The 16675-nt window shown below is 61.4% G+C and carries 15 protein-coding genes; 11 read left to right on the forward strand and 4 right to left on the reverse strand.

The window, feature by feature from the left end; all coding sequences use genetic code 11:
* Positions 1-85 precede the first annotated feature (85 nt).
* The 5 genes from AC1RAC_RS22075 (at position 86) to AC1RAC_RS22095 (ending at position 4312) form a co-directional block, all read left to right on the forward strand.
* The gene (locus tag AC1RAC_RS22075; RefSeq protein ID WP_034126527.1) at positions 86-1105 is read left to right on the forward strand and encodes an alpha/beta fold hydrolase; all 1020 of its coding nucleotides are present in this window, start codon (positions 86-88) and stop codon (positions 1103-1105) included.
* 58 nt (positions 1106-1163) lie between these two features.
* The gene (locus AC1RAC_RS22080; protein WP_034126450.1) at positions 1164-1817 is read left to right on the forward strand and encodes a DsbA family oxidoreductase; all 654 of its coding nucleotides are present in this window, start codon (positions 1164-1166) and stop codon (positions 1815-1817) included.
* A gap of 796 nt (positions 1818-2613) precedes the next feature.
* Positions 2614-3534 (forward strand): arginase family protein, encoded by a 921-nt coding sequence (locus AC1RAC_RS22085; protein ID WP_096144226.1) that lies wholly within the window; start codon positions 2614-2616, stop codon positions 3532-3534.
* Positions 3531-3911 carry a DMT family transporter gene (locus AC1RAC_RS22090; protein WP_003188930.1) on the forward strand — a complete coding sequence of 127 codons (381 nt, stop codon included), beginning with the start codon at positions 3531-3533 and terminating at the stop codon, positions 3909-3911. The genes AC1RAC_RS22085 and AC1RAC_RS22090 overlap by 4 nt, the downstream gene beginning before the upstream one ends.
* On the forward strand, positions 3908-4312 hold the full coding sequence (locus tag AC1RAC_RS22095) for a transporter (RefSeq protein WP_492616993.1): 405 nt from the start codon (positions 3908-3910) through the stop codon (positions 4310-4312). The genes AC1RAC_RS22090 and AC1RAC_RS22095 overlap by 4 nt, the downstream gene beginning before the upstream one ends.
* A gap of 131 nt (positions 4313-4443) precedes the next feature.
* Here the strand turns inward: AC1RAC_RS22095 and AC1RAC_RS22100 are convergent, their stop codons facing one another.
* Positions 4444-5214, reverse strand: a complete 771-nt coding sequence (locus AC1RAC_RS22100; protein WP_034126453.1) for a MipA/OmpV family protein — start codon at positions 5212-5214, stop codon at positions 4444-4446.
* A 241-nt stretch (positions 5215-5455) separates the two neighbouring features.
* Between AC1RAC_RS22100 and AC1RAC_RS22105 the strand changes: the two genes are divergently transcribed.
* From AC1RAC_RS22105 to AC1RAC_RS22130, 6 genes are all read left to right on the forward strand, one after another.
* Entirely contained in the window at positions 5456-6160 is a 705-nt protein-coding gene (locus AC1RAC_RS22105) for an MtnX-like HAD-IB family phosphatase (protein ID WP_054897708.1), read from the forward strand.
* On the forward strand, positions 6153-7547 hold the full coding sequence (locus AC1RAC_RS22110; RefSeq protein WP_003188936.1) for an aspartate aminotransferase family protein: 1395 nt from the start codon (positions 6153-6155) through the stop codon (positions 7545-7547). Before AC1RAC_RS22105 ends, AC1RAC_RS22110 begins: the two co-directional genes overlap by 8 nt.
* Positions 7544-8392 carry an alpha/beta hydrolase gene (locus tag AC1RAC_RS22115; RefSeq protein WP_054897709.1) on the forward strand — a complete coding sequence of 283 codons (849 nt, stop codon included), beginning with the start codon at positions 7544-7546 and terminating at the stop codon, positions 8390-8392. The genes AC1RAC_RS22110 and AC1RAC_RS22115 overlap by 4 nt, the downstream gene beginning before the upstream one ends.
* Before the next feature lie 165 nt (positions 8393-8557).
* Entirely contained in the window at positions 8558-9682 is a 1125-nt protein-coding gene (locus AC1RAC_RS22120; RefSeq protein ID WP_054897710.1) for a GNAT family N-acetyltransferase, read from the forward strand.
* Complete coding sequence (locus AC1RAC_RS22125) at positions 9682-11460, forward strand: sensor histidine kinase (protein ID WP_057976061.1); 1779 nt, start codon at positions 9682-9684, stop codon at positions 11458-11460. Before AC1RAC_RS22120 ends, AC1RAC_RS22125 begins: the two co-directional genes overlap by 1 nt.
* A complete protein-coding gene (locus tag AC1RAC_RS22130; RefSeq protein ID WP_034126458.1) occupies positions 11450-12847 on the forward strand; it encodes a sigma-54-dependent transcriptional regulator in 1398 nt (465 codons plus the stop codon). The genes AC1RAC_RS22125 and AC1RAC_RS22130 overlap by 11 nt, the downstream gene beginning before the upstream one ends.
* A gap of 139 nt (positions 12848-12986) precedes the next feature.
* Here AC1RAC_RS22130 and AC1RAC_RS22135 read toward each other — a convergent pair whose 3' ends face one another.
* From AC1RAC_RS22135 to aauS, 3 genes are read right to left on the reverse strand one after another with little or no spacing between them, the layout of a single operon-like run.
* A complete protein-coding gene (locus AC1RAC_RS22135; protein ID WP_014717129.1) occupies positions 12987-13325 on the reverse strand; it encodes a GlpM family protein in 339 nt (112 codons plus the stop codon).
* On the reverse strand, positions 13325-14662 hold the full coding sequence (gene aauR / locus AC1RAC_RS22140) for a two-component response regulator AauR (RefSeq protein WP_492616994.1): 1338 nt from the start codon (positions 14660-14662) through the stop codon (positions 13325-13327). Before aauR ends, AC1RAC_RS22135 begins: the two co-directional genes overlap by 1 nt.
* Positions 14659-16560, reverse strand: a complete 1902-nt coding sequence (aauS, locus tag AC1RAC_RS22145) for a two-component sensor histidine kinase AauS (RefSeq protein WP_034126460.1) — start codon at positions 16558-16560, stop codon at positions 14659-14661. Before aauS ends, aauR begins: the two co-directional genes overlap by 4 nt.
* Between the last annotated feature and the right edge of the window lie 115 nt (positions 16561-16675).

Here is a 16675-nt window from a genome sequence, read left to right on the forward strand (position 1 = left end):
AAACTGTCATCGAACTGTGGCAGCGCGCTTGAACAAACTTCATCAGACTCGCGCTCTACTGGGGTTCTGCGTTTTGGTGTTTTTCATGCGTGCGTTGTTTTTAGTGGCCGCTCTACTGTTCGGCCTGCCGTCTTTTGCGGCGTCTCGATGTGATGTCAATGTCCCGACCCAAACGGTCGACCTGGCTCAGGTGAGCATCGCCTATCAAAGTATCGGCCGTGCGTCCGACCCTGCGTTGCTGCTGGTAATGGGCCTGGGCGGGCAGTTGATTCACTGGCCGGACGAAGTGGTGGTGGCCCTGTGCGAACAAGGCTTTCGGGTGATTCGCTACGACAACCGCGACGTCGGCCTGTCCACCTGGCGGCAGGCGCCGGCGAGCGCCAACCTGACCTTCGAAGTGCTGCGCTACAAGCTCGGCTTGCCGGTGGCTGCGCCTTATACGTTGACCGACATGGCCGACGACGCCCTGGGCTTGATGGACGCGCTGCAGGTGCAGCAATTTCACGTACTCGGCGCGAGCATGGGCGGCATGATCGCTCAACACCTGGCGGCCATGGCGCCACAGCGCGTGGAAAGCCTGACCCTGATCATGACCAGCTCCGGCGCCGAGGGCTTGCCCGCGCCGAACGCGGCGCTGGTGCAATTGCTCTCGCGGCGCAGCGCGCCCAATCGTGAGGTGGCGCTGGAGCAACAGGCGGATTTGCTCGCGGCGTTGGGCAGCCCGGATATCAAGGACGATCGCCAGGCGTTGCTGCACCAGGCGGCGCTGTCCTATGACCGCGCCTTCAACCCCGAAGGCGTGAAGCGCCAGATCATGGCAATCCTGGCCGAGCCAAGCCGTGTGCCCTTGCTCAACCAACTGCGCGTGCCTGCGTTGGTCGTCCACGGCACCGCCGACCCTTTGCTGCCGGTGATGCACGGCGTGCACCTGGCCGCGCATATCCAGGGCAGCCAGTTGAAATTGATTCCCGGCCTGGCCCACCGTTTTCAGGAAGCGTTCAAGGCGCCCTTGCTGGCGGCGGTGTTGCCCTACCTGCAAGCCCATCGCCAGGATGCCGCGCACTGGGCGCAGATCGATTTGAGCGAGCCTTCGAAGGTGCTGTGAAGGTGGTGTATCGTGCAACCTTTATGTATACGCATGACTGCACGCGAGGTTGCCCACCATGAGTACTCCCCTGAAAATCGATTTCGTCAGCGACGTATCCTGCCCCTGGTGCATCATCGGCCTGCGCGGCCTGACCGAAGCCCTCGACCAGCTCGGCAGCGAAGTGCAGGCCGAGATTCATTTCCAGCCGTTCGAACTGAACCCGAACATGCCCGCCATCGGTCAGAACATCGTCGAGCACATCACTGAAAAATACGGCTCCACGGCTGAAGAGTCCCAGGCTAATCGTGCGCGTATCCGCGACATGGGCGCCGCATTGGGCTTTGCGTTCCGCACCGACGGCCAGAGCCGTATCTACAACACCTTCGACGCGCACCGCCTGTTGCATTGGGCCGGGCTGGAAGGTTTGCAATACAACCTCAAGGAAGCGCTGTTCAAGGCGTATTTCAGCGATGGCCAGGACCCTTCCGACCACGCGACGCTGGCGATCATCGCCGAGAGCGTAGGGCTGGACATTGCGCGCGCCGCCGAGATTCTTGCCAGCGATGAATACGCCGCCGAAGTCCGCGAGCAGGAACAGCTGTGGGTTTCTCGTGGGGTGAGTTCGGTGCCGACCATTGTCTTCAATGACCAATATGCGGTGAGCGGTGGGCAACCGGCGGAAGCCTTCGTCGGCGCGATTCGCCAGATCATCAACGAATCGAAATCCTGAGGCCGGGCACGCAGCAAAATGTGGGAGCTGGCTGTCAGTTGCAAATGAGTTGGCTGAAACACTGCCATCGCAGCATAGGTATCTACACAGCTTTGGTGTGACGCTGGACCTGTGGCGAGGGAGCTTGCTCCCGTGACGGACTGACAGCCGGCGCTGATCTAACTGACACACCACGATCCAAATGTGGGAGCTGGCTTGCCTGCGAAGACGGCCTACCAGCCAACGCCTATCTACCTGGCACCCCGCGATCAAACTGTGGGAGCGGGCTTGCTCGCGAAGGCGGCCTGGCAGGCGACACAGTTGGACCGTGTACATATCCATTGCTGCGGTAACGGCCACTTAGGGTTCCGCTCTGACAGCGGCTCACTTTTGAAAAGCGCAAAAGTAAGCAAAACGCTCTTGCCCCACCACTCGGCACCTCGCTTAGGCTCGGTGTGCCCGAACACAGGCTTGAATCCGTGGGCCGCCGCCACGCGCCATCCATGGCGCGGGGCGGCTAACCCGGCGTCCTGCCGGGTTACCCACGAATTCAAGCCTGCGTTCGGCCAGCGTGGTTTAACGGGGCGCTTAAGATCAAAAGCAGAGCAAGAGCAAGAGCGACTCGCTTCGCATCGTAGTTAGCGTCTGCTGTTACAACTCACAAAGTTGTGTGAAGACCTATGGCCATCGCAGGCAAGCCAGCTCCCACATTTGATCTGTGTCGGCATTAAGAGAAGCGCTGGCCCATCCCTTGCATTACCCCCCTAAAGCCCAACCGGCCTGCGGTTGGGCACTGCCATTAGGGGTGAAACTTACCTTGAATATTCTTGACCTTGACCACAGCCTCACCGGCCAGGCACCGATTGCCCGGCGGTTGGCCAGCGGTCGGGCCACGCGCCTGGACCTGCTGGACCTGGGCCCGAAATTGCGTTTGTGGTCCACCGAAAAAACCTGGAAGCGTTTCGTCGAGCGCCTGGCCCAACGGCCACGGCCCCGTGACGCGCGTCCGGAAATCCTGTTTGTCGGTTCCGGGGATTATCACCACCTTACGCCGGCGTTTTTGGCCGACCTCAAAGAGCCCGTCAGCCTGATTCACTTTGACAACCACCCAGACTGGGTGCGCTTTGCGCCCAAGCGGCACTGTGGTTCGTGGGTCAACCGGGCGCTGAAGATGCCAGCGATCCAACGCATCGTCACCCTCGGCCCGTGCAGCGATGACCTGCATAACCCGCAACTGCGCGGCGGCAACCTTGGCGCCCTCAAGCGCGGGCGTTTGCAGCTGTTTCCCTGGCAGCATCCGCCGTCCAAGGTCTGGGGCCGGGTGGGGGACGGCGCCGGCCACCAGCAACAGGAAAACCACCTGCACTGGCGCAACCTGGCGGACCTGGATTGGGGCGCCTTCCTCGACCAGATGATTGCCAGCCTGCCCACCGAGGCGATCTGGATCACCATCGACAAAGATGTGCTCGCCAGTGAAGACGCCGCCACCAACTGGGACCAGGGCGGCATGCGCCTGACCCATTTGCTCCAGGCCCTGCGGGCGTTGGCGGCGGGTAAACGCATCATTGGCATCGACGTCTGCGGTGAGTTCGCTACGCCGGCATTCAGCAACGCGTTCAAGCGCTGGGAAGCCAAGTCCGACCAGCCGCCACCGGAGCGCTGGAGCCCGCAAGACTTGCAGCGTAATGCGGCAACCAATGAAGCCTTGATCGACCTGTTTGAGGAACTGTTCCCGTGACCCTGACCGTGGTGTTGTTACTGGCGTTTTCCATCGTCCTCGATGTGATTGGCCAGCTGTGTTTCAAATTGGGCGTGGACCGTTTGCCGCAACTCGATGGCGGTTTTCGCCTGCGTGCGTTCTGGGGCCAGGTGTTCAATGCGCCGCTGTTGTGGGCCGGCGTCGGCGCCTACGTAATTGAGTTTTTTGTGTGGCTCGAAGCGCTGTCCCGTGCGCCCTTGAGTCTGCTGTTTCCGCTGGCGGCGTTGGCCTATTGCCTGGTGGTACTGGCAGGCAGGGTGGTGCTCAAGGAGACCGTCAGTCGGCGTCGTTGGCTGGGCACGCTGGTGATTACTTTAGGTGTGATGTTGGTAGCGATCGCGGGGAATCAGGCATGACAACGCAAACAATCAATACCGGCTGGCTGCACGGGCGTGTTGGCACCCTGGTGCTATGGGCACTGCTGATCGCCACCGAAAGCGCCGGGCAGTTGTTCACCAAGGTGGCCGGCGATCAGTTGGGGCCGATGGACTTCAGTTGGCAATGGCTGGCGGACGTGGCGCGCAACCCGGGGATTCTGGCGGCGATTGCCAGCTATCTGGGTGCGTTTTTTGTGTGGATGCTGATCCTGCGGCGTAGCAGTTTGTCCCTGGCGTTTCCGCTGAGTTCGCTGGTGTTCGTGGCGGTGCTGCTGGGCTCTTGGCTGGGGTTGGGGGAGCACATCAGCGTGTTGCATTGGGTGGGCGTGGTGGTAATTATCGTTGGTATCGCACTGTTGGCTGAGGGCGAAGAACACTGAAGATAGATATGAAACACAGGCCCATTGTGGGAGCGGGCGTGCTCGCGAATGCGGTGGATCAGTGAAGTATCGGGTGACTGACACACTGCTTTCGCGAGCAAGCCCGCTCCCACATTTTGCTCCCAGGTGATTCAGTCAAAGGTGTAACTGATCGCCGTCTGCACCTGGCCCTGATTCACATGGCCAGCCTCCTTGACGATGCTGCTCTTGGCCGCCGACCCCACCAAGTGTACCCAGCTGGCGCTGGTCAGCAGCGACCAATGGGGCGCCAGGGGGAAGGCGAAGCTTTGGCTCAGCGTCACGTTCTGGAAGCCCCCGCTCGCTTTATAGGGCCGCAAGCCTGAAGCGACGGCTTCGTTGTTGTCCACGCCGAAGAAGGTATTGGTCTGCCGCGCATCGGCAAAATGCGCAACCAGGCTATTGCTGCCGATAATCCCGCCACCCACGGGGTAACCCAGTTCTCCGCCGATTTTACCCAGGGCGCCGCTCTGGGAATGCCCGCCGCCCACGGCCTGGCCCAATTGCGCGTAGACCCGCCAGAAATCGGCCGGGGCGTATTGGACGAAACCGCCCACCTCGGCCATGTCCGACACGTTGCGCAGGCCCTGCAACTCGCCGTTGGAAGTACGCCCCGGCAGGTAGTTGATATAGGGGCCAGCGGTAAGGCCGTGGGTATCCAGGGCGCTCCAGGTGAGGCCGTCATCGGTACTCAGGCTGACGTCACCCCAATCCAGGTCCAGGTAAGGCACAGGCCGGGTTTCGTAGCGGCTGCCGCTGGGGTCGTGGGGCTGATAGCTGAGGCCCGCGCCCACGTCGCCCGTGATGCCTTCTGCCCACGCGGCGCTGCAAAGGCCCCACCCTCCAAGTAAACCGGTGAATACAGCAGCAGCGAGCTTGGACATGGGGACGTTTCCTGAAGGTGGGCAGGCGCGCATGAACGCGCAAACCGACGCGCCTGCGCAAGCACTCATGTTGTTTGTAGCAAGCTACAAAAATTGTAGCTCCCGCGACACCTATCACCGCGCATTTCGCCCTAACCCCCAGCCCTGCGGGGTTTTCGCCAGTTGGCACAGTCCCTGCTGTATCCCTTGGCAAGCGCATACAGCGCGCTCCTCCAAGGCCCTTTACCTAAAGGAAAGGCAGATGATCAACTGGCATATCGTGTGTGACTTCGACGGGACCATTACGCCCACGGATGTCATCGACAACGTCCTCCAACGCTTCGCCGGCCCCGAGTGGGAAACCATTGAGCAGGAATGGCTGGATGGGCATATCGGTTCACGCGAATGCCTGAGCCGCCAACTGGCGCTGATCAAGGCCACCCCGGCTGAACTGCTGGCGTACTTTGACAGTGTCGAGATCGACCCGGACTTCCCGGATTTCGTCGATCACGTCATGGGCCTGGGTGCTTCCATCGAAGTGGTCAGCGACGGCATCGAGCAGGGCATTGCCCGCATCCTTTCGCGCAACTACGTGACCCTGCTGCCGATCCTCGCCAACCGCCTGCGCCAGGTTGACCAGGACAGCTGGCGCATCGACTTCCCGTATGCCAGCGATGCCTGTCGCGCTGCTGCCGGCAACTGCAAGTGCAAATCCACGCCGCGCAACAAGCGCGTGCTGGTGATCGGCGACGGCAAGTCCGACATGTGCGTGGCCTCCACCGCCGACTTCGTGTTCGCCAAGGGCAGCCTCGCCGACTACTGCGTCGCCCACCAGATTCCTCATGCGCGCTTCGACACCTTTGCGCAAGTGCCGGCGTTGCTGGCCAAGCTGCCACAAGGCCTCGCCGCCAACGCCACCACCTTCAACACCTCTTCTGACAATCAGGAACTCTTCCATCATGTCTGATATCCGTATCGCTACCGCCGAAGACCAGGTTCTCCTGGATAAAGAAGCCAAGTACTGCTCCTACGGCGACACCGTTCACTACATCGAGCCGCCGCGTATTTTCAGCCGCTGCGAAGGCTCTTATGTGTGGGACACCGAAGACCAGGCCTACCTCGACCTGCAGATGTGGTACTCGGCCGTCAACTTCGGCTATGCCAACCCGCGCCTGAACAACGCGCTGAAAAAGCAGATCGACACCTTGCCGCAAATCGCCAGCCAGTACCTGCACAAAGGCAAGATCGAGCTGTCGGAAATGATCGCGGTCGATGCCAAGAACAAGTTCGGCCTCGATGGCCGTGTGCACTTCAACGTCGGCGGTTCGCAGTCCATCGAAGATTCCCTGAAGGTGGTGCGCAACGCCAGCAACGGCAAAAGCTTGATGTTCGCCTTCGAAGGCGGCTACCACGGGCGCACCCTCGGCGCCTCGTCGATCACCTCCAGCTTCCGCTATCGTCGTCGCTACGGCCACTTTGGCGAACGCGCCAATTTCATCCCATTCCCTTACCACTTCCGTGGCCCGAAGGGCATGACCAAGGAAGAGTACGGCAGCCATTGCGTGCAGCAGTTCGCCCGCTTGTTCGAGACCGAATACAACGGCGTGTGGGACCCTAAGACCAACCAGTGCGAATACGCAGCTTTCTATGTCGAGCCGATCCAGGGCACCGGCGGCTACGTGATCCCGCCGATGAATTTCTACCGCGAGCTCAAGCACGTCCTGGACCAGCACGGCATCCTGATGGTGTCCGATGAAATCCAGATGGGCTTCTATCGCACCGGCAAACTCTGGTCGATCGAGCACTTCGATGTACAGCCGGACGTGATCGTGTTCGGCAAGGCGTTGACCAATGGTCTCAACCCATTGGGCGGTATCTGGGCCCGTGAAGAGTTGATCAACCCGAAGGTGTTCCCGCCAGGTTCGACTCACTCCACCTTCGCCTCCAACCCGTTGGGTACCGCGGTGGGCCTGGAAATGTTCAAGATGACCAGCGAAGTCGACTACGGCGCCATGGTCATGGCCAAGGGCAAATACTTCCTGGAAGGCCTGCAAGACTTGCAAAAACGCTTCCCCATCATCGGCGATGTGGACGGCCTGGGCCTGGCGCTGCGCTGCGAAATCTGCGGCCCGGATGGCTTCACCCCGGACAAGGCGACCCTGGACTACATGGTCGAAGAAGGCATGAAAGGCGACATGCTGGTAGACGGCCAGAAACTCGGGCTGATCCTCGACGTAGGCGGTTACTACAAGAACGTGATCACCCTGGCGCCGTCCCTGGAAATCAGCTACCCGGAAATCGATCTGGGCCTGAAGTTGCTCGAGCAACTGCTGGTGCGAGCGACCACGCGGTGAATGCTCAAGGGATCGACCTCGGTGAAGGCACTGCCGGTTTCGTTCTCGGTGAAGGTCCGGTCGGGATCCTGTTGATCCACGGCCTGACCGGCACGCCGACCGAGTTGCGCCAGGTCGCGAAGGGCCTGGCCAAGGTGGGTAACTGCACGGTGTATGTGCCCACACTGGCGGGGCACTGCGGCGACAACAGCGACTTGCAGGCCACTGGCTGGCAGGACTGGTACGAAGGCGTGCGCAAGACCTTCGTACAGGTCAAGCAACGCCACGGGCAGGTGTTTGTCGGTGGCTTGTCCATGGGCGCGGTGATGTCGATGTATGTGGCGTCCGAACATCCTGGGCAAGTCGCCGGGTTGCTGATGTATTCCACCACCTTGAAGTACGACGGTTGGAGCATCAACAAGCTGGCGTTCCTCACGCCGTTGCTGATGAAGATTCCATTCGGCGTACACATTTGCAGCTTCGAAGAGAAGCCGCCCTACGGCATCAAGAACGAGCGCCTGCGGGCCATCGTCGAGCGGCAGATGAAGGAAGGCGAGAGCAGCGAGGCGGGGTTGCTGACCATGGAAGGCATCACCGTGCGCGAGCTGCACCGCATGAACGCCGTGGTCAAGAAGCGCATGCCCCAGATCAAGGTGCCGGCGCTGGTGCTGCACTCCATCGAGGACGACATCACCAGCCGCTGGAACGCCGATTACGTGGAGCGCCACCTCGGCGGGCCGGTGACCAAGATCCTGTTGGACAACTGCTACCACATGATCACCGTCGATTTGCAGTACCGGCGGGTGATCGAGTTGAGTGCCAGGTTTGTCGAGCAGCACGCAGTGCAACTCAATCGTGTGGCGTGATTAGTTTACTTGTAGGAGCGAGCTTGCTGTGGCGAGCAAGCTTGCTTGCGCTGGGGTGCGAAGCACCCCCAAAAGCCTGCGACTGCTGCGCAGTCGAGCGGGAGCAAGCTCCCTCGCCACAGCAAGCTCGCTCCTACAGTAGAACGGCGTTGATAAGGAAAAACTGTGATAACCACCCAAGCCTTCCCGACCATCCGGGCTATCCAGCGCGATGCCTGGAACGACTGTTTTCCCGGTGCCCTGGAGGATTGGGACTATTACCTGGCCGTGGAAAACGCCGCGATCGATGACTTTCAGTGGCGTTACCTCGCGGTCTTCGAGGATCAAACGCTGGTGGCCGTGGCTGCCGCGTTCGTCACCCATTATCGCCTCGACACCACGGTGTCGGGGGCCGGCAAGCGCTTGACCGAGCGCCTGGAGCAGCTGTGGCCTGGCGTTTTGCAATTGGCGTTGTACGCCATCGGTTCGCCGGTGGCTGAACGCTGTGATGCCGGTGTCGCGAGCCATGTGCCCGAATCCCGGCGCCCGTTGCTGTTGCAGCAGTTACTGGAGGCTGCGCGCAGCGATGCCGACGCGCTCGGTATCGGCTTGCTGGCGGTCAAGGATGCGCCCACCAACGACCCGCATTGGACCCAGAGCTGCCTTGCCGCAGGTTTTCAAAGCATGCCCAGCTTGCCCACGGGGGTGTTGCCGCTGCCTTATGGCTCGGTGGATGCCTACCTGGGTTCGCTGGGCAAATCCACGCGCAAGGACCTGCGCCGCAAACTGCGCGCACCAGGGCCGCGGGTCGAGTGGCGGCGTAATATCGATGACGTGCTGCCTGAGGTCATGCGCCTGTATGAAGCCACGCTCGCGCGCGCAGACTTGCAGTTCGAACGCCTGCCCGCCGGTTACTTCACGGGCGTGCTCGAACACCTGCACGAGCGGGCGGTCTGTGTTCTGTACTGGGTGGACGAGCGCTTGGTGGCGTTCAACCTTATCCTGCTGGATGAGCATCGGCTGGTGGACAAGTTCTTTGGCCATGACCTTGAGTTCAGCCGCGAGTACAACCTGTACTTCCGCAGTTGGTTGACCAATGTCGACTATTGTATTGAACACCGTATTCCGGTGTACGAGTGTGGCCAGGCCGGGTATGCCAGTAAACTGCGCCTGGGGTGCGAGTTCGAGGGCAACAGCCTGTTCTTCCGCCACCGTAACCGGCTGGTCAACGGCCTGCTCAAGCTTGTAAAACTGTTTATTCGACCGGATCGTTCCGACCCTGCCATGGCTGCTGCGATAAGCGAAACCTGATGATTACCAAGACCCGCCAGAAAGCCCGCCCCTTTGCCATCTCGCGTTGGAGCGTCCAGCGCAAGCTGGTGCTGGCGTTCTGGCTGGTCAGCGTGATTCCCACCATGATCGCGGCTGAGCTGGCAGCCACCACGCTGTCGCAGATTTTCGACAGCAACGTGCGTATCTGGCTGCAAGAGTCGACCAAGATCGTCAAGGACGAAATCGGCGACATCCTTCACGACAACGCGCGCATGGCCAAGCTGTTCCTGCGCTATACCAGCCCGCCGTCGTCCAAAAATGCCGAGAAGCATGACCGGCTCACCGCCGACATTGCCGATGCCACCGATATCGACGTGGTCGCGCTGATCCGCACCAGCGACCGTAAAGTGATGTTCAGCACGGCCGCCGATGACATCGTCAGGCAGATCAACCTCACCAGCAACGCGGTGCTGCAAACCGTGCAAGTCGCCGGCGTGAGCACGGGCCTGGTGGTGTCCACCTTCGAAACCAGCCGTGACGGCGTTGATTACCTGTTGCTGGTCGCCACTTACCTGGACAGCAGTTTTCTCACCAGCGTGGCCGATGTGCATTCCCTCGACCTGCGTTTGTACCTGGCCAACCCTGCCGGTTTTTCCGAAATATTTTCCACCCAGCGCTTCGCCAATCACCCCTCGCGCATCCCCAAGAATGTCGAGGCCTACCTGCGCAGCACCAAGCAGCCCAGCGAGCAGTTCACTAACCAGTACAGCGGTTTGTATTGGCCGATTTTCAATGATGCCGGCGAGTTGCAAGGCGTGATCTTCAGCGGCCTGCTACGCCATACCAGCCTGGTGGGGTTGGTGAACCAGAGCAACTTGTTCGTGCTGATCTTCCTGGTCAGCTCGGCGCTGTCACTGGCGGCCGGGTTGTTGGTGTCGCGGCGCCTGACCAAGCCCCTGCGCGATTTGTCCCAAGGCGTGGATGCGGTGATCTCGGGCAGTTATGCGCACCGTGTGGTGGTCAGTGGCGGTGACGAACTGGCGCAATTGAGCAGCACCTTCAACCACATGACCGAACGCCTGGGCGAGTTGCATCACCTGGAAGCCCAACTGCGTCGGCGTGACCGCTTGCATGCCCTGGGTGAAGTCGCCATGGGCCTGGCTCACGAAATCCGCAACCCACTGGGCATCATCAAGACCGCCACCCAACTGTTGCATCGGCGCGCTGACCTGGCGGAAACCGACAAGCGTCACCTGGAATATGTCATCAGCGAAGTCAGCCGCATCAACGAGCTGATTACCGAGTTCCTCGATTTCGCCAAGCCCAACCCGCCGATACGCGTGCAGCAACCGGCACGCGCCCTGGTGGAAGAAATCCTCGGTTTCTGCGGCCCGGAGCTGAGTAGCCATCGCATTGACGCGCAGATCGACGACCAGGCGCCTGGCGCGACGATCTACGCCGATGCCAAGCAGCTCAAACAGGCCTGTCTCAACCTGATTCTCAACGCCGTCGACGCGATGCCCGACGGCGGGCGCCTGACCCTGGGCATTCGCAGCGTGGGCGACAACACTGTGATCAGCATCGCCGATACCGGCGAAGGCATCCCGGCGGACATGGTGGAGCGCATCTTCACGCCATTCGTCACCACCAAGGCCTCGGGCACAGGCCTGGGCCTGGCCAAAGTCTATTCGATCATGGAAAGTCACGACGGCAGCATCGAATGCGCCAGTGAGAAAGATGCCGGCGCGACCTTCAGCCTGTACATTCCGGCTGACGGTGAAGACGACGGTGAAGATGAGGACGGGCATGACGCATAACGTATTGGTGGTCGACGACGAGCCCAAGCTCTGTGATCTGCTGACCCAGGCCTTGAGCCAGAACGGCATCCAGGTGTTCAGCGCGGGCAATGGCCTGCATGCGCTCAAGGTGCTGGGGGAGGAGGACATCGACCTGGTCATCAGCGACTGGCGCATGCCGGGCATGGACGGGCCGGCGTTGCTGGCCGAGATCAAGGTGCGTTATCCGACTTTGCCGGTAATCGTGATGACGGCCTACAGCACGGTGAAAAACGCCGTGCAGTCGATGCGTAACGGTGCCTATGACTACATTGCCAAGCCGTTCGACATCGACGAGCTGGACATCACCGTGGCCAAGGCCCTGCAATTTCGCGACATCATGCGCGACAACGCGCGCATGCGCGCCGAGCTGGACGAGCATGCTCAGTTCGACAGCCTGGTGGGCGACAGTCCGGCGTTTCGCCAAGTGCTCCAGGCGGTGGATTCGGTGCGTGACAGCAACGCTACTATCCTGCTGACCGGCGAAAGCGGCACTGGCAAGGAAATGGTCGCCCGCGCCATCCACAAGCATGGCAGCCGTGCCGACCAACCCTTCGTGGCGGTCAATTGCGCAGCCATTCCTGAAGGCTTGTTGGAAAGCGAAATGTTCGGCCATCGCAAAGGCGCGTTCACCGGCGCCGTGGCTGACCGGGTAGGGCGCTTCATGCAGGCCGACAAGGGCACGCTGTTTCTGGATGAAGTCGGTGATATGCCCTTGGCGTTGCAGGCCAAGATTCTGCGCGCCTTGCAGGAGAGGGTTATCGAGCCGGTAGGCGACCCCCGCGAGCGCAAGGTGGATGTACGAGTAATTGCCGCCACCAACAAGAACCTGCTGGATGCGGTGGCGGCCAAGGAGTTTCGCGAAGACCTGTATTACCGCCTCAATGTCTTTCCGATTCCGTTGCCGTCGTTGCGCGAACGCGTGGAAGACATCGCGCCCCTGGCGCGCCACTTCGCTCACACTTTGAGCGCCACCACTGGCAAACGTATCACCGGTTTCAGCCCCGAGGCGTTGCAGGCCATGGCGGCGTATCACTGGCCGGGCAATATCCGCGAGCTGCAAAACTGCGTGGAGCGCGCAACCATCGTGGCGGCTTCATCGGTGATCGAGGATATTGATTTGCCGGGGTATCTGTTTGCTTCCACACCGAGCGAGGGTGATGTGACCGCGATCCTCAGCGACGGCCCAGGCGTGCCGCGGGATCTGGATGCGGCGCTGGCCGAAGTGGAGAAAGCCTATATTCTTGCGGCGCTGCAGGAGAGCAATGGGGTGCAGGCCGCGGCGGCGCAGCGGATCGGGATTTCCGAAAGGAGCTTCTGGTATCGCCTGAAGAAGCTGGGGATTCAGGTCGACAAGATCGTGCGCTGATCTGAGTGTGGTAACTCATGATCGCTCCCACGCTCCACGTGGGAGTGCCTCTGGTGACGCTCTGCGTCACGCGTGTGGACGCGGAGCGTCCTTGGCTGCATTCCCACGCGGGAGCGTGGGAACGATCTGCCGTGTTGCGTCAGGTGTGCAGGCGTACCCACACGCTGACCAACACCGTCGCGGCCATCAACCAGGCCACGGCGGCGACTGCCAGCGATGCCTCCAACCGCAGCCGATCGACCATCACATACAGCGTCGCCAAATACACAAAGTACGGAATGATCGACCACATCCCGAACAGGATCGTGGTCTTCAAGTCCGCAACCGTTCGGCCTTTGCCGACGATGTAATGGGCGATCAGCGCAAAAGTGGGAAACAGCGGCACCAAGCCTGCGATGTAATAGTTTCTGGTCTTGGCCAGCGCCGCCAGGATCAGCACCACTGCGGCGCCAAGTGCAGCCTTCAGGAACAGATCCATCAGTGACTCAACCCGTATTTCTTGACCTTGTCGAACAGGGTGGTCTTGGCCATCCCCAGTTCCTGGCTGGCCTGGGTCAGGTTCCCGCCGCTGCGTTGCAGGGCATCGTTGAGCAGGTTGCGCTCAAAGGCTTCCACCGCCTCGGTAAAGGCAACCCCTTGGTTGCCGCTGCCGGCGCCGCTTTTCTTGAAGGCGGGCAGGCCGAGGGCGAAACGTTCGGCGACGTTGCGCAGCTCACGCACGTTGCCTGGCCAGTCGTGGCTCATCAGGCTGGATAGGGTCTGGTTGTCCAGCTCCGGCACCGCCCGGTCGAAGCGTAGCGACGATTGCTGCAGGAAGTGTTCGAACAGTTGCAGGATGTCTTCGCGCCGTTCGCGCAAAGGCGGCAGTTCCAGGGTGACGACGTTGAGGCGGTAGTACAGGTCGCTGCGGAACTGGCTGGCGCGGCTCAACTCGTCGAGGTCGGACTTGGTGGCAGCGATTACCCGGCAATCCACCGCCACGCTCTGGTTCGAACCCAGGCGTTCCAACGTACGTTCTTGCAGCACCCGCAGCAATTTGATCTGCAGGTTGATCGGCATGCTCTCTACTTCATCGAGGAACAGCGTGCCTTGATGGGCATGCTCGATCTTGCCGATGCGACGTTTGCCGGCGCCGGTGAAGGCGTTGGCCTCGTGGCCGAAAATCTCGCTTTCAAACAGGTTTTCCGGCAGGCCACCGCAGTTGAGGGCGACGAACTGGTAGGTATGGCGCCGGCTGAAATCATGCAGGCAGCGCGCGACCAGTTCCTTGCCGGTGCCGGTCTCGCCTTCGATCAGCACGTTGGCCGAGGTATCGGCGACATTGGCAATCAGTTCGCGCAGGTTTTGCATGGCCGGCGAGCGGCCGATGATGCGGCCTTCCAGTGAGTCGCGTTCGGCCAGTTGCCGGCGTAGCGACCAGACTTCCCGCGCCAGCCCGCGTTGTTCCAGGGCGCGGCGTGCCACGTCCACCAGGCGTTCGGGCGAGAAGGGTTTCTCCATGAAGTCGTAGGCGCCGTTACGCATGGCGCCCACCGCCATGGAGATATCGCCATGCCCGGTGATCAACACCACCGGCAGGCTTTTATCCAGGGCCTTGAGGCGGGTCAGCAGTTCCAGGCCATCGATGCCCGGCAGGCGGATATCGCTGATGACGATGCCGGCAAAGTTTTCGCCGATGCGCTTGAGTGCTTCTTCGGCGCTGCCCACGCCGACGCTAGTGATGTCTTCGAGCGCCAATGCTTGCTGGCAACCGAGCAGTACATGGGGGTCGTCTTCGACGATCAGGACGGTAAGGTCTTGGGCTTGTGTATTCATGTCGACTCAGCTCGTTGAGCGCCCACCAATGGCAGGTTCAGGACAAAGGCGGTACCACCATTGGCCGGATGTTCCACGGCAAGGCTACCGCCGGTGGCGGCCGCGAGGCTCGCGGAAAGGGTCAGGCCCAGGCCCAGGCCTTGTTCGCCGGGCTTGGTGGTAAAAAAGGGTTCGAACAAATGCTTGCGCGCCTCGGGGTCGATGCCGTGGCCATTATCACGCACCAACAGGCGGTATTTGCCATCGCCGCTCTGGCCTTCCAGCCATAGTTGCGGCACTGCTTGGGCCTGCATCGCATCGAGCGCGTTACCGATCAGGTTGACCAGGATCTGCTCCAGGCGGGTCTGGTCGATCTGCAATTGGGCGTTGGCAAAGTCACGGTGCACGGTCAACGGCAGGCTGTCCAGGCGCGCGCCGAGCACCTGGAACGCGGCGTCCACGGCCTTGCCGAGGCTGGCTTCGCCCTGGTCGTCACCGCGCCGGGCAAAGGAACGCAGGCTGGCGGTGATGCGGCCCATGCGGTCGATCAGTTCGTTGATGGTCTTGAGGTTGGTGCTGGCAGTGTCCAGGGCGCCGCGCTCAAGGAAGCGTACGGTGTTGCCCGACAGCGTGCGCAGCGCTGCCAGCGGCTGATTCAGTTCATGGGCGATGCTGGTGGACATCTGGCCGATGGCCGCGAGTTTGCCGGCCTGCACCAGTTCGTCCTGGGCGTGGCGCAGGGTTTCTTCGGCCTGGCGTCGTTCGCGAATCTGGCCCTTGAGCCGTTCGTTGCTGGCGCGCAGGTCGGCGGTGCGTTCGGCAATCCGACGCTCAAGCTGGCTGTTGGCTTCCTGCAAGGCTTCCCGTGCGGCGAGGCGGGTGGCGATGACCTTGCGCCGTTCGTTCCAGGCGATTAGCAGGAAGGCGACCAGGCCAAAGGCGACGGCCACCAGGATGCCCTGGTTGATCGCGGCGCGGCGCAGGTCGTTGAGCGGGGTGAGCAGGGTGAAGTTCCACGGCGTGTCGTTGAGCGGGCGGGTCTGCGCCAGGTAGCTGACGGCGTGCTGGTCGTTGACCACTTCGGTGTTGGCCGGGAAGGTCAGTTTCTCGGTGCCTTCGTTCAGGCGCTCACGGGCCAGGGGTTGCAGTTCATTGAGCGTCGCCCAGTAATATTGCAGGCTGTGGGCCAGGCGGTCCTTGGTGTCATCGCTCAGCGGGCGTACAGCCTTGAGGCGACGCGCCGGGTCGCTGGAAAGAATAATGATGCCGTTCTCATCGCTCACGAAAGCTTCGAGGCGCGCACGTTGCCAGCGCTCTTCAAGGGCTTCGAGGCGCACCTTGACCACGGCGACGCCGATGATCTTGCCGTGCTCTTCCAGGCCGTGGGCCAGGTAATAGCCGGGTTCGCCGTTGGTGCTGCCGATGCCGTAGAAACGACCGGGCTGGCCGCGTACGGCGTTCTGGAAATAGGCGCGAAAGGACAGGTCCTCACCTTGGTAACTGTCGGCATCGCGCCAGTTACTGGTGGCCAGCACGCGGCCGGTAGTGTCCATCACATAGATGGCGCGGCTGCGACTGCGGCGGTTCAGGCCTTCGAGGTAGTCGTTGACCGTCTTGCGGGTTTCCTGGTTCGGGTCGGCGAGCAGTTGGGAAACACTGGACTCCAGTTCCAGCAGGCTGGGCAGGTAGGTGTACTTGCTCAGTTCGCTTTCGACGGTGCGGGCGTGCAGCTCCAACTGGCGTTCGCCGTTGTCGCTGAGGGTGCGGATGCCGTAGTAGTCACTGACCCAGAAGCCGATATAACCCAGGCCGACCATCAGGGCGATGATCAACGGCGGCAGGAACAGTTGGCGTATCAGACGAGGCTTCACGGCAAGTGATGGCGGCGCGGCGCGATATTGATTGGGGTCGCATTTCATCACAGATGCCTTGGGTCAGCTACTTCTCGCCAGTGTAAGAGCGGGCTTGTGTGGGAGCCGGGCTTGCCCGCGATGCAGGCGCCTCGGTGTAACAGTTGCACCGAGGCGATGCCAT

The sequence above is a fragment of the Pseudomonas sp. GW823-FHT02F05 genome, from assembly GCF_058797315.1.

Bases quoted from the DNA above. Each gene is read 5' to 3' on its own strand.
- aauS (WP_034126460.1), bottom strand. From the start codon at position 16,560: ATGAAATGCGACCCCAATCAATATCGCGCCGCGCCGCCATCACTTGCC.
- AC1RAC_RS22110 (WP_003188936.1), top strand. From the start codon at position 6,153: ATGTCTGATATCCGTATCGCTACCGCCGAAGACCAGGTTCTCCTGGAT.
- AC1RAC_RS22080 (WP_034126450.1), top strand. From the start codon at position 1,164: ATGAGTACTCCCCTGAAAATCGATTTCGTCAGCGACGTATCCTGCCCC.
- AC1RAC_RS22100 (WP_034126453.1), bottom strand. From the start codon at position 5,214: ATGTCCAAGCTCGCTGCTGCTGTATTCACCGGTTTACTTGGAGGGTGG.
- AC1RAC_RS22130 (WP_034126458.1), top strand. From the start codon at position 11,450: ATGACGCATAACGTATTGGTGGTCGACGACGAGCCCAAGCTCTGTGAT.
- AC1RAC_RS22095 (WP_492616993.1), top strand. From the start codon at position 3,908: ATGACAACGCAAACAATCAATACCGGCTGGCTGCACGGGCGTGTTGGC.
- AC1RAC_RS22075 (WP_034126527.1), top strand. From the start codon at position 86: ATGCGTGCGTTGTTTTTAGTGGCCGCTCTACTGTTCGGCCTGCCGTCT.
- AC1RAC_RS22105 (WP_054897708.1), top strand. From the start codon at position 5,456: ATGATCAACTGGCATATCGTGTGTGACTTCGACGGGACCATTACGCCC.
- aauR (WP_492616994.1), bottom strand. From the start codon at position 14,662: ATGAATACACAAGCCCAAGACCTTACCGTCCTGATCGTCGAAGACGAC.
- AC1RAC_RS22125 (WP_057976061.1), top strand. From the start codon at position 9,682: ATGATTACCAAGACCCGCCAGAAAGCCCGCCCCTTTGCCATCTCGCGT.
- AC1RAC_RS22135 (WP_014717129.1), bottom strand. From the start codon at position 13,325: ATGGATCTGTTCCTGAAGGCTGCACTTGGCGCCGCAGTGGTGCTGATC.